Raw genomic sequence first — 24279 nt, 5'->3', positions numbered from 1 at the left:
TTTCCACGTCAAGTTAGCTAGCATGAAACAACCCGTTATGCGCCAGGCTCCTGTCTGCGCCCTTGTCTTTTCCGCACTGCTGGCCGGTTGCGGACAACCTGTCACCGATCTGCGGATCAAAAAAATGGATTCCGCCCAAACCGCGAAAATCGCCACCGCCATTGAAGCCGAGGTAAAACCGGTACTGGCGGAAGGTTTGACGATGCAGCTCTGGGGGATCGATTCGCTGGTGGTGTCTCCCATCGCCATCGATATCGACGACAACGGCAGTATTTACTACACTACCACCAACCGGCAAAAGAATTCCGAGTTCGACATCCGCGGGCACCGGGAATGGGAAATCCCTTCCATCAGCCTGGCCACCGTCGAAGACCGCCGGAAATTCCTGCATGAAGAGCTTTCTCCCGAAAACAGCCACCGCAACAAATGGCTCGCCGATCTGAATGGCGACAGCTCGCACGACTGGCGCGACCTGGCCATCGAAACCGAGCTGGTGTACCGGCTCGATGATACGGATGGCGACGGTCGGGCAGACCGGTCGCAGCTCGTGGTCGATGATTTCCACGACGAAGTGACCGACGTGGCCGGCGGCGTGCTCGTAGACGGCAAAGACCTCTACGTAGCCGTTGCGCCCGACCTCTGGAAACTGCGCGACAAAAACGGTGACGGGATCGCGGACGAAAAAACGTCGTTATCACACGGATACGCCGTGCACATCGGGTTCAGCGGCCACGGCATGTCTGGCGTGGAAATGGGGCCCGATGGAAGGATTTACTGGCAGATCGGCGATATCGGATTCAACGGAACGGATAAAACCGGGAAGAAATGGGAATTCCCGAATTGCGGCGTCATCGCCCGCTCGAACCCCGACGGTACCGACTTCGAGATTTTCGCCCACGGTTTGCGGAATACGCATGAATTCGTGTTCGACGAATACGGCAACCTCATCAGCGAAGACAACGACGGCGACCATCCCGGCGAAAAAGAGCGCCTGGTGTATGTCGTGAATGGCGCAGACGCCGGCTGGCGGAGCAACTGGCAATACGGCAAGTACCGTGATCCGCAGAATAATTCCTATAAAGTCTGGATGGAGGAAAAAATGTACCTCCCCCGCTGGGACGGCCAGGCCGCATATATCGTTCCGCCGGTGGCCAATTTCGTGAGCGGCCCCACCGGCATGGTGTACAACCCGGGAACGGCGCTGGGCCCGGAATACAATAATACCTTCTTCATCGCGGAGTTCGTGGGCAACCCCTCCGGCTCCGGTATCCATAGTTTCAGGCTGAAGCCTTCGGGCGCGGGGTTTGAACTGGGCGACCAGAAAAAGGTACTCGGCGGCATACTGGCCACCGGTCTCGACTTCGGGCCAGACGGGGCGTTGTATGTGGCTGATTGGATCGATGGATGGGATACCCACAACTATGGCCGCATCTGGAAACTCGATCGTACAGGCGCGGCGGAGGCTGCCGCCAGGAAAGAAGTGAAAGCCCTCCTGGCCGCCAGCTTCGCCGATAAGAAAACCGAAGAATTGGGCAAGTATTTACAACATGCAGATTACCGCGTGCGGTTGAAAGCGCAATTCGAGCTGGTTGGTCGCGGTAAAGCGGGGAAAAAAGTCCTGGAAGCGGCCCTGCAGCAAACCTCCCATCAGTTGGCCCGTGTGCATGCCATCCAGGGCCTCAGCCAGCTGGGCCGCAAAAACCCGGACGATGCTGCGGCGCTGGTACACGCCCTCCTTGATCGTGATCCCGAAATCCGGGCGCTTGGGGCCAAATGGCTGGGGGATATCCGGTTAAAATCCGCAGCACCTTCCATCGTACCATTGTTGAAAGACACCTCCGGCCGCGTACGGTTCTTTGCGTCGGAAGCGTTGGGCCGTATGGAATTTGCGCCCGCCATCCCCGATATTATTGCCATGCTGGAAGCGAACAACGAACAAGACGTTTATCTCCGGCACGCCGGCGCCCTGGCGCTTGCGCGCATTGGGAATCCCGCGCCGGTGGCGGCGCTCGCCACAAACCCGTCCCGCGCTTTGCGCATTGCGGCCGTGGTTGCGCTCCGCAGGATGAAAAGCCCTGATATCGCGCGGTTCCTGCAAGACACGGATGAATTCGTAGTGACAGAGGCTGCCCGTGCCATCAACGACGATAATAGTATCCGCCCGGCGATGCCTGCGCTGGGCGCGCTGCTCGGAACAACGGCTTTCAATAACGAACCCCTCATCCGCCGCGCCATCAACGCCTGCCTGCAATCCGGCAGCGATTCGCTCATGCAGACGCTTATCGCGTATGCGACGAACGTTTCCAAGCCTGCCGCCATGCGGGCTGAAGCAGTGGCGGCGCTGGGCGTATGGCCCAACCCGTCCGTGCTCGACCGGGTAGACGGCTGGCCGAAAGGCCCGCAGCAGCGCGACGGTAAAAAAGTGATGGCCGCTTCCACCCAAACACTGATCCAGCTTTTAAAGGATAAAGACACCGGTGTAAAAACCAGTGCTGCATTGGCGTTGGAGAAACTGAACATCGCTGCGGGCGCCCCTGCCCTGCTCACCGCCGTTAAAACCGACGGTGTGCCGGAAGTGCGCATAGCGGCGCTACACGCTCTTGTTACCTTGCAGGCGCCCGAACTGGAAACCGCGCTCCGCGCCGCTTTGACCGACAAGGAAAAGAATGTGCGCGTTGCCGGCCTCGATCTGCTCGACCGGATGAAAATCCCCCAGGCTACTATGTCGGCACTGCTGGCCGACGTGATCGCCACCAGAACGCTGGAAGAAAAACAAGCTGCCATCCTCGCCCTGGGCAAATTGCAGTCCGAACATTCTTCCGCGCCGCTCCGTAAACTCCTCGACCAGATGGCCGCAGGTTCCCTTCCACCAGCGGTGGTGCTTGAACTCGGAGAAGCCATCGACAGCAGCGGCACCAAAGACCTGGCCGAACGCTATAAATCCATCAGCGCCAAACGCGCGCCGGATGAGCTGATGGCACTTTATGCCGGCAGTCTCGAAGGCGGCGATCCCCACCGCGGACAACGTATTTTCTTCCGCAACGAAAACGCCCAATGCATGAAATGCCATTCGTACGACGACCGAGGCGGCAATGCCGGTCCGCGGCTGAACGGTGTTGGCGGAAGGCTCAGCCGCCAACAGATCCTCGAAGCCCTCATCAACCCCAGCGCGCGGCTGGCACCGGGTTTCGGCATGGTGATACTGGAATTGAAAGACGGGAAAAAGATTTCCGGGATTTTGCAGGGAGAAAGCAAGACCGGCCTGAAAGTGAAGATCGGTTCCGAACCGGAACAGCTCATCGCAGCGGCGAACATCGTCAAAAAAACCTATTCTCCGTCCAGCATGCCCGATATGAAAACCGTGCTGTCGAAAAAGGAAATCCGCGACCTGGTAAGTTTCCTGTCCAGCGCGAAAACTGATGAGTGATGTGTCAATATGAGAAACTGCAGGTGCTTCGTGTCCAACAAAGGAAAACCATCTGAACAATACGCGTGCCTCATACAGGAAGCCCCGCAGCCGCGGGGCTTCCTGCTTCAACCGAAACCCAAACCACAAAAAAAAGGCGGCCTCCTTCCGGAAACCGCCCTGCTTTTTATCTACCACTCAAATCATCCGCTATTTTGCTCCGAAACGCCGCTCCTGGATGCGGTCGTACATCTTTACATAATCCGGGTGCTCCGTGCCGCAAAGACGGTCCCACACCCGGAAGTACAGCCCGTAATTCCCCTTGAACTTCGAGTGGTGCAGGTTGTGGTAGGTGGACGTATTCAGCACTTCAAACAACAGCGAATGCCGGAATTGCTTCGGCATGATCTCGTAACCCAGATGCCCGTAAACGTTGATCACGAGCGACGACAGCGCGAAAAGCGCCACGGAGAGGGGATGCATCGGCATCGTAAACACGAGCACAATCACCACAGCCCCTTCCGCAGCGGCTTCCAGAACGTGGAACGAATAGGCCGTCCACGGCGATGGATTCGTGGACTGATGATGGACCAGGTGGGTTAAGCGGAACAGTTTCCTATGGTGGAGGATGCGGTGCATCCAGTAGAAATAAGTGTCATGAACGATGAGCGCCAAACCCACGCTGACAGGCACCCACCAGGCCGGGTACGCCTGAATGTCCATGTAGATCATCGTATACGGCCGCACCCATTCCGAAAACGCGAAAATAGCCGTTGCCGCCAGCAGGAAGCTTGATATGGAAGAATGCATCACTTCGCGCAAAAAATCTTTCCGGGAAGCCTTCCGCTCCTGGATTTTGTTGTTGGATAATCTGATGGACAGGAACCTGTAGCAAATGAGGAAAGCCAGTCCTGCCACGAAATAATACCGCAGCAGCGTGAGCACGGCTTCACTGAAAACGTACTTGAAAAAACCGGTCATAAGCGATCGTTTTAAATTCCCCGGGGCCCGCAGGCCCCGGGGTTCTGATGTGTATCGGTGAGTGAATGGCGGCAGTGTCAGTAGCCGGGGTTCTGGTATAGCGACGGCGCGGTCTCCAGTTCTGCGGCGGGAATGGGCAGCAGCAATTTGCTATCCGACCAGGGCTGTTTGTCCGGGTACAGGGCTGCCATATCTGCCGCTTTCCCGGCACGCTTGAGATCGAACCAGCGGTGGCCCCATTCGGCAAACAGCTCTACTCTTCTTTCCCGGAGGATGGCATCCAGCAGCGCCGGTTTGGAGGAAGCAGTGGTGTGCTCCAGCCCCGCCCGTTCGCGGATGGCGTCCAGGTCGGCGGCGGCGCCGGAAAGGTTGGTACCCTGCTGCGCACGGGCTTCTGCACGGATCAGGTAAACTTCCGCCAGGCGGATCATGCATTGGCCGAGGTCTGCCGGTTCCACCAACGTAAATGTGGAATTGTATTTCGCCGAGAAATAGGTAGTCTTCCCGTTATAGGGAGCGGCTTCCGGCCGGGGGATCGAGTCCATCCAGACCGTCTTGCGCCGGTCGTCGGGCTCGAATGCGCCCGTCAGCTCGGGCGACAGCTGAAACATGGGAACGAGCATCCCCAGTTCCGCACTGATCATTTCAAACATATCCTTGTCGTACCATAACATGTGCGCATCGGGCGGCATGATGCTGAAGCGGTATTTAGGGGAAAAATTAAAGGCATCCATCAGGTAATCGATATTCTGCCCGGCTACGTTCCGCTTGAGCGACCAGAGGGTTTCCCGGCTGGTTTCACGGAAGGTTTTAGTCAGCGGTTCCAGCACATAAGCTGCGTTGCCGATCACTTTGCCGGCCTCGGCTTCCGCTTCGGCCCACCGGCCCTGGTAGAGGTACACCCTGGCGAGCAGGGCCGCGGCCGCGTCGCGGTTGGGGCGGATGCGGGCGCCCCCGCTGAAATGGTAGTCGGGCTGCAGGAGGTTCCAGGCATCTTTCAGGTCGGCTTCCAGCTGGGCATACACCTGCGGCATGCCTGCCCGGGAAAGGTAGCGCGTTTTCGTGACGTCTGTAGTCAGTACCAGCGGCACCGGCCCGAACAGATTGGCGAGGTTGAAGTGCACCCAGGCGCGGACGAATTTGGCTTCGCCCACGACTTGCCGGCGCGTAGTATCCGACAGATGCGGAGACGCCGATCCTTCCACCCCTTCGATCAGGCTATTGGCGATATAAATGTACCGGTACGCGTCATTCCAGATGGCAGACAACCTATCGCTGCGGGGCAGCACTTTATTGAGGTAAAACGGGCTGTTCAACAGATCACCCGTTCCGGCACTGGGAAAACATTCGTCGGCCAGCAGCCCGCCTAACAGGGTAAGGCCGCCGAAGACAAACGTGTTCTCGGTTTCCGTATTGATCATTTCCCCGTAAAGGGCGGCCAATGCGGCGTTGGCCTTGGCATCGTTCTGGAAAACCTGCGTGGTGCTGATGGAATTGATGGGCGGATCGATCTCTATGAGCTTGCTGCAGGAAACGGCGGGCAGCAAAGCCAGCAGCAGCCAGGTTTTCAGGCTGTATTTTTTATGAATGTATTTGATTGGATGGATCATGGGTCGGCAGGATTAAAATGAACAGTTAATGCCAAAAGAAACATTGCGTGCAGGCGGCGTCAGCCCGGGCGAATCCGGGTCTACCCCTTTGAAGTCTGTCAGGATAAAGAGGTTGTTGGCGTCTGCACGCAGCGTGACCTGTTGCATCTTCTTGTTTTTCAGCCAGTGGTCTGGCAGGCTGTAGCCGATGCCGGCGGAAGGGATGCGGAAAACGTACACCTTCTTGTACCGGCCGGTAGATTCGGTGAAATAGTTGCCGCCGGGATGCGGTTGCGTGGTGGCCTTTGGCACCAGGGATACATCGCCGGGCTTCGTCCAGCGGTTATCGTACACCCATTGCAAAACGTTTTTCATCGTTCCCAATTCGCCGCCGAAAGCATCGAACACATTTTTCTTCTTATACACGAAATTGGTGGCCAGGTTGAAACGGCCGAGGGTCAGGCTGGAAAACATGCCCAGGTCGACCAACGGCTGCACGAGCACCGGCGCGACGCGATCGCCCTGCCACATCGGCACATCAAAATTCTCCCCGACTTTACCGTCTCCGTCTGCATCCCTGATCATCGGGTAACCGGTAGCCGGGTCGATACCGAGGTATTCGAATGCGTACCAGACATTCACGGATTCCCCGATCCGCAGTGTCCTGTAATAGGGCGATTTCTCGAACATGGGGTAATCGACCAGTTCGTTCCGCGATTGGTGCGCATTTATCCGGACCGTCCAGTTCACCCGTTCTTTCCGGATCACCTGGAAAGTGGTATTGAGCTCATATCCCTCGTTCTTGACGTCTGCCGGCGAGTTGGAATAAACGGCGCCAAATCCTGTAAACGCTCCCACCGGGAAATCGATCAGCTGATTGTTGCACCTGTCTCGCCAAAGCGCGAAGTCTATCATGACGCGGTTATCCAGGAACCCTGTTTCCACCGCCACTTCCGACCTTCTGATGCCCTGCCAGTGATAATCGTTGTTCGCATGCAGCTGGGCTTTGAGCGGCAGCACGCCGTTGTATGGCAACATGGGTTCCAGGGTAGTGCCCAGGTTGTTCCACTGCGTCATAAAACGGTAGTCGGAACCGCCGTCGCCCCCTACTACGCCGTGGCTGCCCCGGAATTTCAAGAGGTTTACCCATTTCGGCAGGAGCTTTTGTGCAAACGCTTCTTCCGTCACGATCCATGCGCCGGCCACCGACCCGAAGTTCCCGAACTGGCGCCCCGGGCCAAAGCGGCTGCTGCCATCGCGGCGCCCGCTGAGGCTCAGGATGTATTTCCCCATCCAGTTATAATCGGCCGACATATAAACCCCGGCATACTTGTATTGCCCGCTAAGTTCCGATACCCGCAGCGATCCCGCGTTAGACATGGATCCCAACAGGTCGTCGCTGGCGAAGTCGGAGCCCATCGTTGCCTGCGACCAGGTCATGTTGGCCTGGTAGGTGGCGCCCGCCAAAGCGGTCAACTTCCCGCGGCTGATGGCGCGGCTGTACCGGATGCTGGGATCGATGTTCACGTTGGTGTTGCTGTTGTTCCCCAAAGACATCCTCCCTGTTGCGGCCATCAGATATTCCGACTGCGAAGCCCTCGGCGTTGTGCTCCTCGACAGTGCCGTCATTTTATTATATCCCGCCGCAAGGTTCAGCTCCAGCCCGTCGGCCAGGTTATAGGCCATGTTGACGGAGCCTGTCGCCGTATTGTTTTCCGATTCGGACCAGGACCCCAGGCCGTTGAACGGGAATTGCTGCAACGGCGCGTATGCCTCGAAATTCAATTCTCCGTTCGGCTTGTAGATGTCTGGCGCATTGGGCGCAAGATTGAGGCTGCCCGTCATCCTGCTGGCGTCGTTGCTGCCGTTGTTGTACATACCCGTGAAATCGATCGAAAATTTCTGGTTCAGGCTTTTTATGCCCATTGCGAACGCCAGCGATATGGTTTTTGACCCGCCGGATATCTGCTCGATCGACTTCGAATTGCTGTACCCTGCGGAAAGCCGGTAAGTGGTATTGCCGCTGCCGCCGGACACGCCGATGTTGGCAGACGTATTTCTCCCGGTTTTTCCGTAGAGCACTTCGTACCAGTTGGTGTATTTCGTGGTGTCCCAAACCATGAGGTCGGGCGCGAAGCCACGCCCCGGCGTAGCGGTGGGCACGATGCCGTCATTGGCGAAAGCTTCCCTTCTCAGCTTCAGATAATCCTGCGTATTGAGCATTTTGGGGAAACGGATGGCGTTGTTGAAACCCGTGTTCAGCGAAACAGAAACGCGCGGTGAGCCCGTTTTCCCTTTCCGGGTGGTGATGATGATCACGCCGTTGGCGCCCCTGCTTCCATAAATGGCCGTAGCGTCGGCATCTTTCAGCACTTCGATGGATTCGATGTCGCGCGGGTTGATGCCGAAAAACGGGCTCATGCCGCCAGATACGCCGGATTGTTCGATCCCCAGCGACATCATGTTGCTGCTGAACAGGCGTTCGCCCGGGGTTGTCTTCAGATTCAGTACAGACATCGGTACTTTATCGATGATAATGAGCGGATCGGAAGGAATGTTCGGGTTGATGGATTTACGGCCACGGATTTCGATCTTGATGGGGGCGGACGGGTCGGCGCTCAACCGGGTGATGGAAAGCCCCGGCACACGGCCTTCCAGCGCCAGCAGCGGGTTCTGGACCGGGAGATTCTCAATTTCCTTCCCGGAAACGGAAACGATGTTGCCGGGATTGAAGCGCTTGGTAGTAGTGCCATACGCTTTTACGACCACGTTGTCGAGGTTGTTGGCAGCGGGTTTGAGGAAGCCACTCACCATCCGGTCGTCTGTCAATACTTTCCGGAATTTCTCGTAACCGATATAGGTGATCACGATCTCCTCTCCTTTCACAACCCCTTTCAGTTCATACCAGCCCTGCGCGTCGCTCAGCACCATTTTGCGGGTTTTGACCGACATCACGGAAGCGCCCGGCAACGGCGTGCCGTTGCCGAACACCATGCCCTTGATGTGCATGGTATCTTCCACCGGCTGAGACGGCGGGGCCTGCGGCCGGACGCGGGCGGCCGTGTTCACAGACACCACTTTATCGATGACTTCATACCGGAACGGCGAGCCTTCAAATACTTTCGCAATGGCGGTTTCCACCTTTTCGTTTTTGAGGTCCAGGCTCACGGGGAATTCCTTTTCCTTCAGATCTTTTGCGTACACGAAATAAAATCCCGTCTGCTTTTCGATTTCCTTGCAGACTTTTTCGATGGGCGCTTTCCTCACGGAGAGGTTTACCGTCTGCGCGCGCAGCGGCAGTGCCGCCAGCAGGGCCAGCAGTAGCATGAACAGGCGCCTGGTTGCGGGCGCCTGTAGCCGGCGGGGGATAAATAGTTTGAATATTGTAATGTCGTTCATGCCTGATAAGCAATTTAGATTCCTGGTTATTTGTCTGATTGTATGCTTGTTCACGGTTTTACGGTAACCGTGCGCCCGTTTACTTCAAAATGTACCCATCCGGTGCTTTCGAGCACTTTGAGGATGTCGGAGAGTTTCATGCTGCGGGGGATTTTGCCGAGGAACTGCTGGTTTACTTCTCCTTCGTATACCACGTCTACATCATACCACCTTTCCACCTGCCGCATGATTTCTTCGATGGATGCGTTCTCGAGGCTGATGAGGCCGTTCTTCCAGGCCGTGGCCGCGTCGATGTCGGCTTCCTGCACCGTGAGCCGGTGCGATCCTTTCAGCACCGCCTGCTGGCCCGGCGCGAGCACTTCGGCGCTTCCGCCGTTACTCACGCGCACTTTGCCGCTTACGAGCGTGGCCGTGCGCAGGGGCTCATCCCCATATGCCTGGATGTTGAACTGCGTTCCGAGCACGTCTACCGTCATGGGCCCTTTTCCTGGCGCCGTCACGGCTACACGGAAAGGCCTTGCGGCATCGGCCGCGATGTCGAAGTACGCTTCGCCGCTCAATTCCACGAGCCGCTCGCCACCTTTGAACGCCACCGGAAACCGTAGGGACGATGCGGCGTTCAGCCACACTTTAGACCCGTCGGGCAGCGCAATCTGGTATTGCCCGCCGCGCGGCGTGGAGACGCGGTTCCAGGATTGCACGGCCGCATCCTGCGCCGCATGGTCGTCGTACGCCACTACCCCGTCTTCCGCTTTTACGATCCTCGAATTGCCCTGCATGGCGAGCGTGCCACTGCCGGCGCTGTCGAGCCCGATGAGGCTGCCGTCTGCCAGTTCCAGCACCGCGCGGTTGCCCCCGGGCAACGCGTCACTTTTGTAACGCGCTGCCACTGAGGTTCCCGGGGTCTGTCTATGCTTATGAGAAAATATGTACAATGCCGCCGATCCAGCCACCAATACAACCGCTGCCGCAGCTACGGCACGCAGCCACAGCCGCCGCACTTTTCCTTTCTGCTGCCATTCCTTTTCGCCGATGCGCAGCCAAACGTCGTCCAGCGCGGCAGATTCGTCGTACCGGTGAAAGGCCTGCATCGCCGATTCTATTACTGGCATTTCCTGCATCTCCGTGTAAGCGCTCCTTTGGCTTTCCGGCTGCATGCGGAGCCAGGATTCGAGGGCGGTTTCGCCATCAGCGTCCAGCGTGCCCTGTAGTTTGCGGTGCATCAGGCCGGCAATGCGAGTTGCCGTTTCGAGGTCGGTATGTTCGTTGCCGGGATTGGATCGGGTGTTCATGATTTAGCTTTTCTTTTCTTCCAGCTGTTTGATCTTGCGGTACATGGCTTCCAGATGCAGTTTGGTGGCGGGATCGGTGGTGCGGTCCATCGCGGTTTTGACGATGCCTTTCACCTTCATGATTTCCGCCATCGCGATGCCTGCGGCTTCGGATTCGGAGGCAGACGGGTCGGGCGATTGCATCACCGCCATGAGCGCGCCAAGGTAAGTGCGCTGCATATTGCGCTGGTAAAGGTCTGCTTTCATCTGCCCGCCGGTCAGCGGTTTCCAGATGGCGGTGCGGACCCGGCCGATGTATTCGTGAATGCCCAGCGTTTTGCTGCTGCCGAAACGGTCTTCGTTGCTGATCATGAAATTGAGGCGCTGCACGTCGAACATGGAATTCAATGCCTTTTCCTGCAAATCGCTCACAAAATCCTTCACGGCCGCTTCCTGCGCAATGTTGTAGACTTTCGGGTCCATGAGCCACTGCGGGGTGTTGAACAGTTCGTCTTCGAAAAACCGGATGGCAGCCAGCTGCTTTTCGCGCGGAACGGGCTCATGGGCGGGGCGCAGATCGCCGTCGTTGCGGACGGTGTACTGCGTGGTGCCGATAAACCGGATCACATGGCCCACATACCGGCCATACTGGCCCTTCACGGTTTGGTACATCTCGGTCAGTTCTTCGTTCAGCCCGCCATCTGTGGCCGTCCACTGTGGCAAGCCGGCGATAACGCGCTTGAGGTTTTTGATACCGAGGGCATTGGCTTTAGCCACATCGTCGCCCAGGTCTTCCGTCTGGCAGCGGGGATCGCTTTTGCGGGTCTCGCCATCGCCGAACCACAGGCGGGGATTGGCCGCCAGGCGTTCCGTGGCCAGTTTGCCCATGATCTTTTCATCGGCTGCGGCAGTGGCGGCGCCGGTGTATTTGTATCCCCATTCAATGGCCCATTGGTCGTATTCGCCGATGCGGGGAAAAAGCAGTTCGCGCGGGATATTGTCTTCCGGCTGCGCCACGTAATTGAAGCGCGCGTAGTCCATGATACTGGCGGTATGGCCGTGCCGGGCGAGGTATGTTTTGCTGCGGAGGCTGTCTGTAGGCGTCATGGCGCTGCTCCCGAAATTGTGGCGCAGGCCGAGTGTGTGGCCAACTTCGTGGCTGGACACGAAGCGGATCAGCTGCCCCATGAGCTCGGTGTCGAATTTGGCTTTGCGGCCGCCGGGATCGTTGGGCGCGGCCTGCACCATGTACCAGTTGCGGAGCAGCTGCATCACGTTATGGTACCAGCCGATGTGTGTCTGGATGATCTCGCCGCTGCGGGGGTCGTGGGTATTCGGGCCGTATGCGTTGGCAACGGGCGAAGGGAAATAGTTGATGAAAGAATATCGCGCGTCTTCCATGTGCATGGAATCATTTTCCGGCCATTCTTTCGCCATGATAGCGTTCTTGAAACCTGCTTTCTCGAAAGCCGGCTGCCAGTCGTTCACACCGAGGATGAGGTATTTGCGCCATTGCTTCGGCGTAGCGGGGTCGATGTAGAGTACGATCGGGTTGGCGGGCTCCACCAGTTCGCCGCGTTTGTACTTCTCCATGTCTTCCGGTTTGGGCTCCAGGCGCCAGCGGTTGAGGAACTGGCGCTGTTTGGTTTTCTGCTGGTCGTCGCTGTATTCCATGACCCAGTCCGTAAAGTAGCCCACGCGCTCGTCGAAGTGCCGGCGCTGCATGGGCTTTGCGGGCAGGAGCACGAAAGAGGTGTTGGTTTCGAGGGTGATGGGCGCGGCGTTCTTTTCGAGCGGATTGGCTTTAAAGGTGCCGTTTTTGGAGGAAGCGATCTCCACGTTCAGCGGGTATGCGCGGATGCTGCGGATCTCATGTTCCTTGAGGGTCTTGGCATCGAGCGCGGCCGTGAGCTGGCCACGGTCGAGGCTGTGGATAATGCTGCCGGCTTCCTTGAGGTAGCGGCTCATCTCGATCACGTAACTGGCGGAATCCTTGCCATAGGCTTTGATGGGAAAAGAGGCCAGCACGGCATTCACGTTCGAGCTGTTTACCGCGCGGCTGATCTGGTCTGCAGAATCGGCGTGGCTGTACACCATGTTCACCCGCATACGGATCGTTTCGTTCGGGCCTTTTTCGAAATAGATGGCGCTGTTGTCCAGCTCCTCGCCCGCATGCACGTTCATGCTTCCGGGCGCGCCGGTGAGCCGGTTGATCACGAGGATGTCTCGGCCCAGGATACTGTCTCCGATCTCGAAGAAAACGCTGTCCATTTCCTTCGAATGGATAACGGTGAACAGGCCTTTATTGACGGTGAGGTTTTTTGAGATGACGGTAGCATAGGGCTTGACGCCGTTCTTGTTGGCCGGCGGAACCGGCTTTGCCGCAGCCGCTGCGGTGGCGGCGGCTTTCTTCTGTTTTGCCTTTTTGCCGCCTTTGAATACTGCGCAGGAAGCCAGTACGGTGGCAAGGGAAATATAAACGTAGCGTTTCATCGCGATGTTTTCGGTTGTTTGATAAATATGAATGGGGGAAGCATAACGCAGGACGGTCCTGTTACTGGAAGCATGCGGCGCCGGAAACGGCTTTGATGCCCGGAACGGTTTGCAGGGTGCGCAGGTAAGCGGAAGCCCGGAAGGCGGAAGAACGGTCCCACAGCAGCACCACGGAGATGCTGCGAACGGGTGTCTTCACGCTGAAATCGGCCCGCTGCGTGGCTTGATCGCCGGCGCGCAGGTCGAGCACGATCCCGTTATCGTTACTGCCCGCCCACTGGTTGATCATTGGGCCGGCAATGGGCCGGTAGGTTTCCGCGAGACTGAATGCGAGAGAATCATAGGATGCATCCGGAAGTGGAACGGTCAGCCACGAGGCGCCCGTCCCATCGATCGACAAATCTACCATTCCCTCCGCAAATCCGGAAGCGAAAGCGGGATTTCCCGACGCAAAACTGCATTCCTGCTTTTGTCCGCCGGGGAAATCAGGTTCCGGCAGTTTGTTGCGCGACTTCGGCAGGCCAGCCCCTCCCGAGCATCCCGCCGCCACGCCAGCCAGCAGCAGGCAGGCCGTTGACAGATGTTTGAAGTTGAATTTTATCATAAGTTCAAGCGTTACTGGAGCTAGAACACGCAACTTTCACCATCGAACTAGCCGGATTGAAAAAATATTTTCCCGCGGCCCGCGCTTGCCGGATTCCGGCGAATTGCCTACTTTAGCCCGCTTGCCTTTTTGCATTCCACATTAAACCAAAGTCTTATGTCAGCGCACGCGGACCCGTGGGAGGAGCTGATTCCCGCGTTCCAGCAAGGTGATTCTTCTGCTTTCAATGCCTTCTTCCGGGAGCATTACAAGCCGTTGTGCTATTTCGCGGAGCAACTGACGGGGAATACAGCGGCGGCGGAAGACGCGGTGAAAGACAGCTTCGTGAAACTGTGGGACGGGCGCGCAGGGTTCCAGCATCCCAAAAGCATCAAAAGTTTTTTATATACCGCCACCCGTAACGCCTGTCTGAATCTGTTACGGCATGAAAAGGTGAAGGAAAATTTCAGGGAAGAAGTAAAATACCTGGACGCCTCCGCGGCCGACGCGCCGGTTTTGCAGGAAATGATCCGCACCGAGCTGATGCAGTCTGTTTACAAAGAAATCTCGCTGCTACCCGAAAAACGCAGGCAGGTGTTCAATATGGTTTTCCTGGAAGGGATGAGTTTCGAAGAAATCGCCCGGGAACTGGGCATTTCGGTGTTTACGGTGAAAGAGCACAAGGCGAAAGCCCTCGCGCAATTGCGGCTCCGATTCAGCGACCGCCAACTGGTGCTGTTCATCCTATTCGGCGGCTCCCTGTTCCCTGCCCTCCGCTAACCCGCTATCGCGCTGGCGGTAAGCGTCTCCCCAATCGCACAGCGCCTGCATCACGGGAATGAGCTGTTTGCCCAGCGCCGTCAGTTTATATTCCACTTTCGGGGGCGATACGGCATATACTTTCCTTTCAATGACCCCGTCGGCCTCCAGTTCGCGCAATTGTGCGGTGAGCGTGGCATGGGTGATGTCGATCATCTTTTTGCGCAATTCCCCGAACCGCATGGGGCACTCTTTCCGGATGGCGTTCAGCAGCAGTAATTTCCATTTTCCACCGATCACCTGCATGGCCAGTGTCATGGAACAGTTATTTTCGAGCAATTGCGCGGATGCGGCATTCACCGCAAAGGCGCTATTTTCCTCATTAGTATCTTTTTTCATACCCGGTATCTTTCGTTGAACTACTTGTCTGCGGGCTGCAGCTGCCTGAAATTTGGCGGTTTAAAGGTAACGAATAATGAAAAGACAGACATCAGACGGATTAAGGCTCGCCATCATTTCCTCGGCCATCTTCCTGGCCGTAATCGATATTTTCATCGTGAACGTGGCGCTGCCGTCTATCCGCGCCGGACTGAACGGCAGCGATGCAGACATGCAGCTCGTCATCGCCATGTATTTGCTGGGATACGCGTCGTTCCTCATTGTGGGCGGGCGGTTGGGCGACCGGTTCGGCAAGAAGCGCATCTTCGTATGGTCGATGCTCCTGTTCACGCTGGCGTCCTGCTTTTGCGGGGTCGCGGGCACGCCGTTGCAGCTCAACATCGCGCGGTTTGTGCAGGGCGTGGGCGCGGCGCTGCTCGTGCCGCAGAGTATCGCGCTCGTGCATGTGCTGTACCCCGGGCACCAGGAGCGCATCCGCGCACTGGGGATTTACGGGACCATCGCGGGAGCGGCTTCGGTGATCGGGCAGTTCCTGGGCGGGATCATCCCGGACCTGGATACCGCCGTGGCGGGATGGCGGCTCATCTTCCTGATCAATCTCCCCATCGGACTGCTGGCCGCGGCGCTGGCCTGGCGCAAACTCCCGGAAACGCCCCTCGCGCCCCGCGCCCGCTTCGACGTGGCGGGCGTAGCCCTGCTTACGGCGGGCCTGATGTGCCTCGTGTTCCCACTCATCCAGGGCCGGGAGCTCGGCTGGCCGCTGTGGTGCATCGGGATGCTGGGCGCTTCTGCCCCCATCCTGGCCGCGTTTATCTGGCTCCAGCGCAGGAAATCGGAGCCGCTCATGCAATTGCGCCTGTTCGCCATCCCCGATTTCCGGATCGCGCTGTGCGCTACGCTGTGTTATTTTATGGTACAGGACTCGTATTTCCTTATCCACTCCGTTTTGCTGCAAACCGGCCGGGGATTGGGCGCCACGGCAACCGGACTGCTGTTTGTGGCCCAGGGCGTCGGGTATGTGCTGGCTTCCATGATCGCCATGCGGCTATTGGGGAAATATGGTAAAAAGGTACTGCTGGCGGGCGTTTTGCTCATGATCGCAACGCTGCTGATGCATATGTACCTGTTCGCAGGCGAAAGACAGGGGAACACCGCCTTGCTGCCCGTGTTGTTCCTATACGGGATGGGTTGCGGAACGGTATTGCCGTCGATGCTCACCATGGCCATGAAGAGCATTCCGGCGGAGCTGTCGGGCGCGGCTTCGGGGACGTACAGCACCATCCAGCAGGTTGCCGTGGCGCTGGGGGTGAGCATTTGCGGCGGGGTTTTCTTCAGCCTGCTGCAGGCGGGGCATGGTTATACGCAGGCGTATCTGCCGGCCATGGGGCTCAATATCCTGCTGCTGTTGCTGACCGGTTGTTGTTTGTACCTGTTGCCGGACGGGGACGCCCAACCCGTGAATTCCTGGCATTGAAAATCGGCGTTCCCGGAACGGAGATACATGAACGGCAGGAGAATTGCGTGTATTCTTGACAACTTATGTTATATTTAAGCACCGATTTTCCAAGCAAATCATTCAAATATGAATATCTATCCGACTCCCCTTTTCCTGCGCGCGCTTTGCGTAGGCGGAGCCGTGGTGATCGCATCCTGCGGCCAGGGCACTTCCGGGAACACGAACCAGGACAGCACCGCGCAACCTGGCTCGTCAGACACCACAAAAATGCCGCCCGTGGAAACCACGGCCGCCAACACCGATTATAAACCCGCATTCGAAGGCCAGACACGGATCGGCGGTGTAAAAACCCAATCGCCCTACGAAGGCAAAGTGCTGGCCGAAGGCCTCAGCAAACCCTGGGGCATCACTTCCCTGCCCGACGGGCGCCTGCTCATCACCGAAAAAACCGGTACCATGCGCATCGCATCCGCAGACGGGAAACTCAGCGACGCCATCACCGGCATCCCGGCCGTGAATTCCAACGGACAGGGCGGCCTGCTCGGCCTCCGCGTAGACCCCGACTTCGCCAGCAACCGCATGGTGTACTGGGTATTTTCCGAACAGCGCCCCGGCGGCACGCTCACCGCAGTAGCCAAAGGCAAACTGTCGGCCGACGAAAAGAAGATAGAAGGCGCCACCGTTATTTACCGCGCCACGCCTGAATACGACGGCACGCTCCACTACGGCGGCCGCATCCTTATCGACAAAGACGGCAATCTCCTCGTGAGCACCGGCGAACGCTCCGACCTGGCCACGCGCCCGCAGGCGCAGGACCTCAAATCCGGCCTGGGCAAGATCGTCCGCATCACGAAAGACGGACAGCCCGCAGCAGGCAATCCTTTCGCCGGCAACAGCAACGCCCGTCCCGAATTGTATTCTTACGGCCATCGAAATGTACAGGGACTCGCGTTCCACCCCGTTACCGGCGATCTTTGGGAAACCGAGTTCGGGCCCCGTGGCGGCGACGAGCTGAACCGCGTGGAAGCCGGCAAAAACTACGGATGGCCTACCATCACGTACGGCCTCGAATACAGCGGCAAAAAGATCGGAGACAGTATCCAGCAGAAGCAGGGCCTGGAGCAACCCATTTACTATTGGGACCCCGTGCTCTCTCCCAGCGGCATGACGTTCTATAAAGGCTCCGACATTCCCGAATGGCAGAACAACCTGTTCATCGGCGGCCTCAGCAGCACGCATATCGCGCGGATTGTTATCGAGAACAATAAAGTGGTGGGCGAAGAGCGCATCCTCGCAGGGGAAGGCCAGCGTTTCCGCGATATCACGCAAGGGAACGATGGCGCGCTGTATGCCGTAACCGACCAGGGACGGCTGTACCGCATCGCGAAGAAATAATGACACCGTAAATATTGAAAACGCCCGTGGAGCAAGGGTTCCACGGGCGTTTTCCGTTTATATGATCTTACCAGAACTTGTACCATGGCTTTTTATCCGGCGGCTCCTGCGGCCGGATGTGCCAGAAGGCATCGTTGAACGCATTGGCTGCGTAGGGTTTCGTGAGCTCGTACGCGTAAGGGTACACGGAATCTTCGAAACCGTTCTGCGCGCGCTTGATGATCTTCATCATGGGCCAGATCTGCGAACCGTCGGGGAAGCGGACTTCCGCGTTGATCTCGCCCTGTGGATCGGCATCGTCCAGCACCCAATCTGCACCGGGAACGTGGCGGATGATGGTTTCGCCGAGATAAGCGCCCAGGCCGAACAATATCTGCCCGAAATTCGATGCCAGCACCGAACCGGGTACCGGTTGCGCATCTACGATATTTTTTTGGAGAAATCCGTCGATATGGACGATACTGTCCACCGAATAATCGAGCGGGAGCTGGATACTGCCGAAGCATTGAACGATCCATTCGGAGCAGGCGGTGATGTCTTCTTTCAGTTGAGGCATATTCGGGATATAAGCTAAATCGGGATGATGGAAATTTACGAATAAACCGCCGGAATTTCATCCCTGTCCCACCTCAATCCGCCCGTATCATAAACAATATTCTCACCCATTTGCACATTGCTCTCATTTTTCGCTAAGATCGTTATCAAATGTGGTAAGATCGTTAAAGCCCCTGCCCCATCCTCCCCTGTATTTTCGCTGGACTAAATTTCACAGACATGAAAAATACGGGAAGAGCACTACTCATCTTCTTCGCCATTATCGCCAACGTCTATGTAGCCTATGGTCAGTCCCGCACCCTGTCGGGCACGGTTTCAGACAACAGCAATCAGCCCTTGCCGGGGGTAACGGTATTAATAAATGGCCGAACTGGCGGGGCCGTCACCGATGCGACGGGAAAATACACGCTGCAGACAGACGCCGCCGGTACCGCGACGATCGAATTCAGGCTGATCGGTTATGCTACGGTCAGTAAACCCCTCGGCACCGCGCCCACCCTGAACATCACCATGGAGCCCGACGTAAAAGGCATGAACGAAGTGGTAGTGGTAGGTTTCGGCACCCGGAAACGCGCCACACTCGCGGGCTCCGTAGGCCTCATGAAAGCAGATGCCATCGCCGGAAGGCCGATCACCAACGCTTCGCAGGCGCTCTCCGGACAGGTACCCGGCGTTTGGGTGAACCAGACCAGCGGCCAGCCCGGGGCCGACGGCGCCAGCATCCGCGTGCGCGGCATCGGCACCATGGGCAATTCGGACGCGCTCGTGTTGATCGACGGCGTGGTGGGATCGCTGCGGAGCGTGAACCCGGCAGACATTGAGTCTATCTCCGTCCTCAAAGACGCGTCTGTAGCCATTTACGGCTCGCGTGCCGCCAACGGCGTCATCCTCGTTCAAACCAAAAGCGGGGCAAAAGGCAGGATCAACCTCGATTTCATGACCTCCTACGGCAAACAGAAAGCCACCAAATTGCCCGAAACGCCCACCAATGCGGTGGATTACATGGAGCTCTACAACCAGGCGCTCAAAAACCAGAACCAGCCCGCCTATTATTCCGATGCGGTGATCAACGAATACCGCAACGGAAAAGATCCCTATCTCTATCCCAACACCGATTGGCGCGACCTCGTGATCGGGCCCGCCGGCATACAATCCAACCAGGTAAGCATTTCCGGCGGTGAGAATAAAACGCAGTTCAACGTTTCCCTGGGGTATACCGACCAGGACGGCATCGTGCGGAACGGGAACGCTAAACTGCACAACCTCCGCGCCAACGTGACCACCAAAGTGAACGATAAACTGGAAGTAGGCCTCCGCACCGGGATGCGCTACGAAAAATCGCGGGAATCGCACAACGGCGCGGGCAACCTGTTCACCGAGCTGAACCGTACGCTGCCGTTCTACACGCCTTACGCCTCCAACGGGGAATACGGCGGTACCTGGGTGCGCTCCATCAACACCCAGTTCCGCAATCCGCTCGTCATGACCGACGAAGGGAAAAACGAAACCACGCGGGGATTCTTCAACGGCAACGCGTTCCTCAATTACGAGATCATCCCCGGACTGAAATTCAACGTCACCGGTGGGGCTAACTACGTTACGACCGACAACCAGACGTTTACGCCCAAAGTGGACATCTACAACCCGAAAACGCTGACAGTGGCCACCACCATGAACGCCGGCGGGGCCAAAGCCCTGAACAGCTGGGAGAAAACGCTGTACACCACGCTTTTCAGCAGCCTGACCTATAACAAAACCTTCGCGCAGGACCACGACCTGACGCTGATGGGAATTTACAGCCAGGAACAGAGCGATACGCGCAGCCTCGGCGGATCGATCATGGGTTTCGTGAATAACCGGCTGACGGAAATCAACGCCGGCCTGGAAACGCCGCTGATCAACGGAACTACCTATGGATGGGCGCTCCGCTCCTACATCGGCAGGCTCAATTATTCCTACAAAGAAAAATACCTGCTCGAAGCCATCGGGCGGTACGACGGTACTTCGCGCGTTTCGGAAGGCGGGCGCTGGGGCTTCTTCCCCTCCGTGCTCGTAGGCTGGCGCATCACGAAGGAAGCGTTCATGCAAGACCAGAAAATATTCGACGAACTGAAGTTGCGCGCTTCCTGGGGCAAATCCGGGAACGACCAGATCGGGGAATACGCTTATATCGAGACGTATAAATTTTCCCGCTTCTATCCCTTCGGCAGCCAGATATTTTCCGGCATCGCGCAACGGGGGATCGTGGACAATTCCATCAAATGGGAAATCGGCAAGAAACTGAACCTGGGGCTGGACGCAGGATTCCTCAAAAACAAGCTCAACGTGACGTTCGACTGGTTCCGCGACAACCGGGAAGGGATTTTATATCAACTGGCGACATTACCCGACTTCCTCGGCGTTCCCGAAAAACCGACCATGAACCTTTCCTCGGTTAAAAATACCGGTTGGGAATTTTCGGCCGGCTACAATGACAGGATCGGTGAAGTGGATTTCAGCGCAGGGTTCAACCTCACGCACGTCAAAAACGAGATCACCTACATTCCCGCAGCGCAATTGGGGCAGAACAGCAACATCGCCGGCCATCCGGTACAGTCGTTCTACATGTGGAAGGCGCTCGGCATTTTCCAGACGCAGGATGAAGTGGACAAAAGCGCAAAACCCACAACCGGCACCGTAGCCCCCGGCGACCTTAAATTCGAGGACATCAGCGGGCCGAACGGCGTGCCGGATGGGGTGATCGACCTCAACGACCGCCAGGTAGTGGGCAAGCCGCTCCCGACCTGGACGTACGGCGCGTATTTCACTGCCGGCTGGAAAGGTTTTGACGCCCGGGTGAACCTCCAGGGCATCGCTGACGTGGATTCTTACGTGGGCGGCGAGCTTTTCTTCCCATTCCTGAACGGCGCAGGCATTCTGAGCCGCTGGGAAAAAGGCAACACCTGGACGCCCGAAAACCCCGGCGCCAAACTGCCCCGCCTGTTGCAATACAACGCCTCCTCCACGCAGAATTACAGCGGCAACAGCTTCTGGCTGCAGGATGCTTCGTACATGCGGATCAAAGACATCCAGATCGGGTACACGCTGCCGCAGGCCTGGCTGAAGAAGGCAGGGATCCAGGGGCTGCGGGTGTATGTAGACGCGCAGAACGCCTTCACGTTCTCCCGTTTCGAAGGCATCGATCCGGAACGCCCGCTCACCAACGCATCATCCGCGCAATATCCTAACGTCAGGATCATTTCCGGCGGAATCAACGTTAAATTCTAACCGCAAACATCCGAACTCATGCATAAAAATGCCCTCTTCATATCACTGACCGCCGCAGCAATGCTCGGCACTTCCTGCGGGAAAGAATTCCTGAACAAAGTACCGCAAGACGCCATCACGCCCATCACTTTCTGGAAAACCGAAGCCGACGCCAAAGCGGCCAATATCGGTTGCTATTCCTCGCTGTGGGACGTTTCCACGGAAGTACTGCCCTACCTCGACGTGCTCACGCCCAATGCGTTCAACAACTATCCCTGGGAAGGCTGGAAGAATATTTCCCTCAGCCTGCATACGCCCAGCGATATGGGCAGTATGCTGTCGCTCTACCGGGGCGCCTATTCCGGTATTTCGGCCTGCAATGTTTTCCTCACCAATATCGACAAGGTGACGATGAACGACGACCGGAAGAACGGCATGAAAGGAGAAGCCTACTTCCTCCGGGCCTATTATTATTCGCTGCTGGTGAATTACTGGGGCGGAGTGGCCATGCCGCTGGAATCGCCCTCCATTGCACAGATCGACCTGAAAAAAAGCACCCGCGCGGAAGTATACGCACAGGTGGAAAAAGACCTCCTCGCCGCTACGGACCTGCTTCCTCCCACGGCCGCCGAGCCGGGGCGCGTAACGAAAGGCGCCGCCTGGGGCTTGCTGACGCGCGTCTACCTGTACCAGGAGAAATGGCAGGCAACCGTGGACGCCGCAAAAAAGGTGATGACGATGGGTTATGAGCTGTACCCCAGCTACCGCGGGCTTTTCCTGGAAGCGAACGAGAACAACAGCGAAGTGATTTTCGATATCCAGTTCCTCCAGCCCAGGTACCCCACGAGCTGGGACATCTACCTCGGCATCTACGACCCGCTCAACGCGCCGGGCTGGAGCTCCATCGAGCCCACGCAAGACCTCGTCAACGAATACGAAATGAAAGACGGCTCGCCGTATGACGCTACCGAAGCTGTCCGCAACCCGAAAAACCCCAACAACGAGAACCGGGACCCTCGGCTCGACCAGACCATCTTCCGCCGGGGCAAAAATTACAACGGCGTGCCCTACCCCGTGGATGCAGACGGCTGGCCGGGCGTTTACACTGGCTACAGCTTCAAAAAATACACGAAATACGACAACAATACCAGTCTGGCCGACGCAGTGGGTGCCACCGGGCTTTCTCAAATCAACGGGATCATTATCCGCTATGCCGACATCCTGTTGATGCTCGCCGAAGCGAAAAATGAATTGTCGGGCCCGGATGCCGAAGTATATGGCGCCATCAATAAGGTAAGGGCCCGCACAACCGTGGAAATGCCGCCCCTGCCTGCGAGCCTTACGAAAGAGCAGATGCGCCTGCGGATCCGGCACGAACGCCGCGTGGAGTTTGCCGGGGAAGGACTGTACTATTCCGACATCCGCCGCTGGAAGATCGCGGAAACGGAGCTGAACAAAACGCTGGTGCTGAATGGCTCGCAAATGCGCGGCGCCACGGAGAAACGGGTGTTCCGGAAGGAAAGGGATTATCTCATGCCGTTCCCGCTCAACGATATCGAAAACGCGCCCAATATGAAAGATCAGCAGAACCCTGGATATAATTAGTAATTCACTGTCCTCTTAAACAGCCGGCCCGCATTCCTGTGGGCCGGCTGTTTGCTTTTTAGGGTAAGTAAGAATTTATCGCGATTGATGTTGCTTTACGGTTTCATATTTCTGCTTGCACATCCAGAAAATAGTTCCAACGAAATTCGACCATAGCAGGAAGGTGAGCAGGTTGTATATTTTTTTGCAGGGATAGACAAGGCTCCACTTTCCGATCCTGACGGTAACGTGCGAAAGTTCGTTGTACTTAAAAGTATAGACCAGCACATCAAACAACAGGGAAAGCGACATGAAAATGCGAAAGCAGGTGTAGGTGACGGGCATTTTCAGCATCACGGATTCACCGTTGAATTCCAGTAACACAACGAGCGACATGGGGATGATGTATTTCAGGAACATGGCTACCAGTAGCCCGATATCGTTGCTGAAGGTGGCGGGTACTTTCAATCTAAAAAGCAGGTTATAGCAAAAACGGTTGGTGACGAGGATGCCGAATCCGAAAATCAGGGTGCCCATGGCGAGGGTGAACCAATCCAGCACCAATGCAAAATGGCCGAGGACGGGCGCCTTGATCGAGAAAGTATCGGGAAAATTCAATTCGGCGTTCAGCGTAAACAGCATGAGGAATAACACTACAATCGAATGGCAGGATAGAAGCCAGAAGTATTTCATGAATGGTTGGATTTAATCTCCCGAAACAACGCACGGGAGTTTTGTTATAAAGAAAATGGTAATGCCAGGTTTCAGCAATTTTTCGTGGGCGATGTTGTGTTGGGGCCATGCCGGCAGCGCATGCTTGCAATACTGTGGATACCGCAAATGGTATTCGTTGGCGTAAAATCAACAGGGATACCGCGAATGCGCCTGAATATGATCTCCATAAGTTAGCGTAATTATTTTTCGCTGCATGCAAATTCCGTATCGTCTAGTCAATATCAATTGCCCGCAGGTTTTCTGTACAGGTGAATTTTAAACGCAATTAATGAATATTCCTTCACCTAACATGGAGTTATCACATTGGTTAACAACCTCGTAACCAAATAAAAGTTGCAAAAACGAAACAGCAAAAAGAAAGGCGGTGAAATGCACGCGAGGATACAAACATGTGTGTCAGAAACGGGCAATAGTTGTTATAACAGCAG

At 56.8% G+C, this 24279-nt stretch carries 15 protein-coding genes; 6 read left to right on the top strand and 9 right to left on the bottom strand.

The features are described 5' to 3' along the window. Window positions 1–22: 22 nt before the first annotated feature. Complete coding sequence (locus tag WJU22_RS16780; RefSeq protein ID WP_341839331.1) at window positions 23–3427, top strand: PVC-type heme-binding CxxCH protein; 3405 nt, start codon at window positions 23–25, stop codon at window positions 3425–3427. A 189-nt stretch (window positions 3428–3616) separates the two neighbouring features. Here WJU22_RS16780 and WJU22_RS16775 read toward each other — a convergent pair whose 3' ends face one another. From WJU22_RS16775 to WJU22_RS16750, 6 genes are all read right to left on the bottom strand, one after another. Next, the gene (locus WJU22_RS16775; protein ID WP_341839330.1) at window positions 3617–4387 is read right to left on the bottom strand and encodes a sterol desaturase family protein; all 771 of its coding nucleotides are present in this window, start codon (window positions 4385–4387) and stop codon (window positions 3617–3619) included. A gap of 77 nt (window positions 4388–4464) precedes the next feature. Further along, complete coding sequence (locus tag WJU22_RS16770) at window positions 4465–5997, bottom strand: RagB/SusD family nutrient uptake outer membrane protein (protein ID WP_341839329.1); 1533 nt, start codon at window positions 5995–5997, stop codon at window positions 4465–4467. Window positions 5998–6009: 12 nt separating this feature from the next. Further along, window positions 6010–9375 (bottom strand): SusC/RagA family TonB-linked outer membrane protein, encoded by a 3366-nt coding sequence (locus WJU22_RS16765; protein WP_341839328.1) that lies wholly within the window; start codon window positions 9373–9375, stop codon window positions 6010–6012. Between the two features lie 50 nt (window positions 9376–9425). After that, window positions 9426–10667, bottom strand: coding sequence for a FecR family protein (locus WJU22_RS16760; protein ID WP_341839327.1), 1242 nt, complete (start codon window positions 10665–10667; stop codon window positions 9426–9428). A gap of 3 nt (window positions 10668–10670) precedes the next feature. Then, a complete protein-coding gene (locus WJU22_RS16755) occupies window positions 10671–13139 on the bottom strand; it encodes a zinc-dependent metalloprotease (protein WP_341839326.1) in 2469 nt (822 codons plus the stop codon). Window positions 13140–13200: 61 nt separating this feature from the next. Next, on the bottom strand, window positions 13201–13743 hold the full coding sequence (locus WJU22_RS16750; protein ID WP_341839325.1) for a hypothetical protein: 543 nt from the start codon (window positions 13741–13743) through the stop codon (window positions 13201–13203). 156 nt (window positions 13744–13899) lie between these two features. On the opposite strand from WJU22_RS16750, the gene WJU22_RS16745 reads away from it, so the two are divergent. After that, a complete protein-coding gene (locus WJU22_RS16745; protein WP_341839324.1) occupies window positions 13900–14502 on the top strand; it encodes an RNA polymerase sigma-70 factor in 603 nt (200 codons plus the stop codon). Here WJU22_RS16745 and WJU22_RS16740 read toward each other — a convergent pair. Continuing rightward, a complete protein-coding gene (locus tag WJU22_RS16740) occupies window positions 14467–14880 on the bottom strand; it encodes a helix-turn-helix domain-containing protein (RefSeq protein ID WP_341839323.1) in 414 nt (137 codons plus the stop codon). The genes WJU22_RS16745 and WJU22_RS16740 overlap by 36 nt on opposite strands. A 76-nt stretch (window positions 14881–14956) precedes the next feature. Here WJU22_RS16740 and WJU22_RS16735 point away from each other — a divergent pair, with 76 nt between their 5' ends. Together WJU22_RS16735 and WJU22_RS16730 are read left to right on the top strand one after the other, a co-directional pair. After that, complete coding sequence (locus tag WJU22_RS16735; RefSeq protein WP_341839322.1) at window positions 14957–16354, top strand: MFS transporter; 1398 nt, start codon at window positions 14957–14959, stop codon at window positions 16352–16354. A 108-nt stretch (window positions 16355–16462) separates the two neighbouring features. After that, window positions 16463–17731, top strand: coding sequence for a PQQ-dependent sugar dehydrogenase (locus WJU22_RS16730; protein WP_341839321.1), 1269 nt, complete (start codon window positions 16463–16465; stop codon window positions 17729–17731). 67 nt (window positions 17732–17798) lie between these two features. On the opposite strand, the gene WJU22_RS16725 is transcribed toward WJU22_RS16730, so the two are convergent. Further along, window positions 17799–18287, bottom strand: a complete 489-nt coding sequence (locus WJU22_RS16725; RefSeq protein ID WP_341839320.1) for a hypothetical protein — start codon at window positions 18285–18287, stop codon at window positions 17799–17801. A 218-nt stretch (window positions 18288–18505) separates the two neighbouring features. On the opposite strand from WJU22_RS16725, the gene WJU22_RS16720 reads away from it, so the two are divergent. Continuing rightward, window positions 18506–21553, top strand: coding sequence for a TonB-dependent receptor (locus tag WJU22_RS16720; RefSeq protein ID WP_341839319.1), 3048 nt, complete (start codon window positions 18506–18508; stop codon window positions 21551–21553). A gap of 18 nt (window positions 21554–21571) precedes the next feature. Next, entirely contained in the window at window positions 21572–23137 is a 1566-nt protein-coding gene (locus tag WJU22_RS16715; protein WP_341839318.1) for a RagB/SusD family nutrient uptake outer membrane protein, read from the top strand. Between the two features lie 75 nt (window positions 23138–23212). On the opposite strand, the gene WJU22_RS16710 is transcribed toward WJU22_RS16715, so the two are convergent. Next, a complete protein-coding gene (locus tag WJU22_RS16710; protein WP_341839317.1) occupies window positions 23213–23809 on the bottom strand; it encodes a hypothetical protein in 597 nt (198 codons plus the stop codon). Between the last annotated feature and the right edge of the window lie 470 nt (window positions 23810–24279).

It is taken from the genome of Chitinophaga caseinilytica, assembly GCF_038396765.1.
Taxonomy (GTDB): Bacteria; Bacteroidota; Bacteroidia; order Chitinophagales; family Chitinophagaceae; genus Chitinophaga; species Chitinophaga caseinilytica.
Note: the sequence above shows the minus strand (reverse complement) of the source record. Positions and strands in the feature narration are given on the sequence as shown.

Excerpts from the sequence above, each read along its gene's own strand:
- WJU22_RS16715 (WP_341839318.1), top strand. The coding sequence starts at position 21,572 with ATGCATAAAAATGCCCTCTTCATATCACTGACCGCCGCAGCAATGCTC.
- WJU22_RS16765 (WP_341839328.1), bottom strand. The coding sequence starts at position 9,375 with ATGAACGACATTACAATATTCAAACTATTTATCCCCCGCCGGCTACAG.
- WJU22_RS16740 (WP_341839323.1), bottom strand. The coding sequence starts at position 14,880 with ATGAAAAAAGATACTAATGAGGAAAATAGCGCCTTTGCGGTGAATGCC.
- WJU22_RS16770 (WP_341839329.1), bottom strand. The coding sequence starts at position 5,997 with ATGATCCATCCAATCAAATACATTCATAAAAAATACAGCCTGAAAACC.
- WJU22_RS16750 (WP_341839325.1), bottom strand. The coding sequence starts at position 13,743 with ATGATAAAATTCAACTTCAAACATCTGTCAACGGCCTGCCTGCTGCTG.
- WJU22_RS16780 (WP_341839331.1), top strand. The coding sequence starts at position 23 with ATGAAACAACCCGTTATGCGCCAGGCTCCTGTCTGCGCCCTTGTCTTT.
- WJU22_RS16760 (WP_341839327.1), bottom strand. The coding sequence starts at position 10,667 with ATGAACACCCGATCCAATCCCGGCAACGAACATACCGACCTCGAAACG.
- WJU22_RS16755 (WP_341839326.1), bottom strand. The coding sequence starts at position 13,139 with ATGAAACGCTACGTTTATATTTCCCTTGCCACCGTACTGGCTTCCTGC.
- WJU22_RS16775 (WP_341839330.1), bottom strand. The coding sequence starts at position 4,387 with ATGACCGGTTTTTTCAAGTACGTTTTCAGTGAAGCCGTGCTCACGCTG.
- WJU22_RS16735 (WP_341839322.1), top strand. The coding sequence starts at position 14,957 with ATGAAAAGACAGACATCAGACGGATTAAGGCTCGCCATCATTTCCTCG.
- WJU22_RS16730 (WP_341839321.1), top strand. The coding sequence starts at position 16,463 with ATGAATATCTATCCGACTCCCCTTTTCCTGCGCGCGCTTTGCGTAGGC.
- WJU22_RS16710 (WP_341839317.1), bottom strand. The coding sequence starts at position 23,809 with ATGAAATACTTCTGGCTTCTATCCTGCCATTCGATTGTAGTGTTATTC.
- WJU22_RS16725 (WP_341839320.1), bottom strand. The coding sequence starts at position 18,287 with ATGCCTCAACTGAAAGAAGACATCACCGCCTGCTCCGAATGGATCGTT.
- WJU22_RS16720 (WP_341839319.1), top strand. The coding sequence starts at position 18,506 with ATGAAAAATACGGGAAGAGCACTACTCATCTTCTTCGCCATTATCGCC.
- WJU22_RS16745 (WP_341839324.1), top strand. The coding sequence starts at position 13,900 with ATGTCAGCGCACGCGGACCCGTGGGAGGAGCTGATTCCCGCGTTCCAG.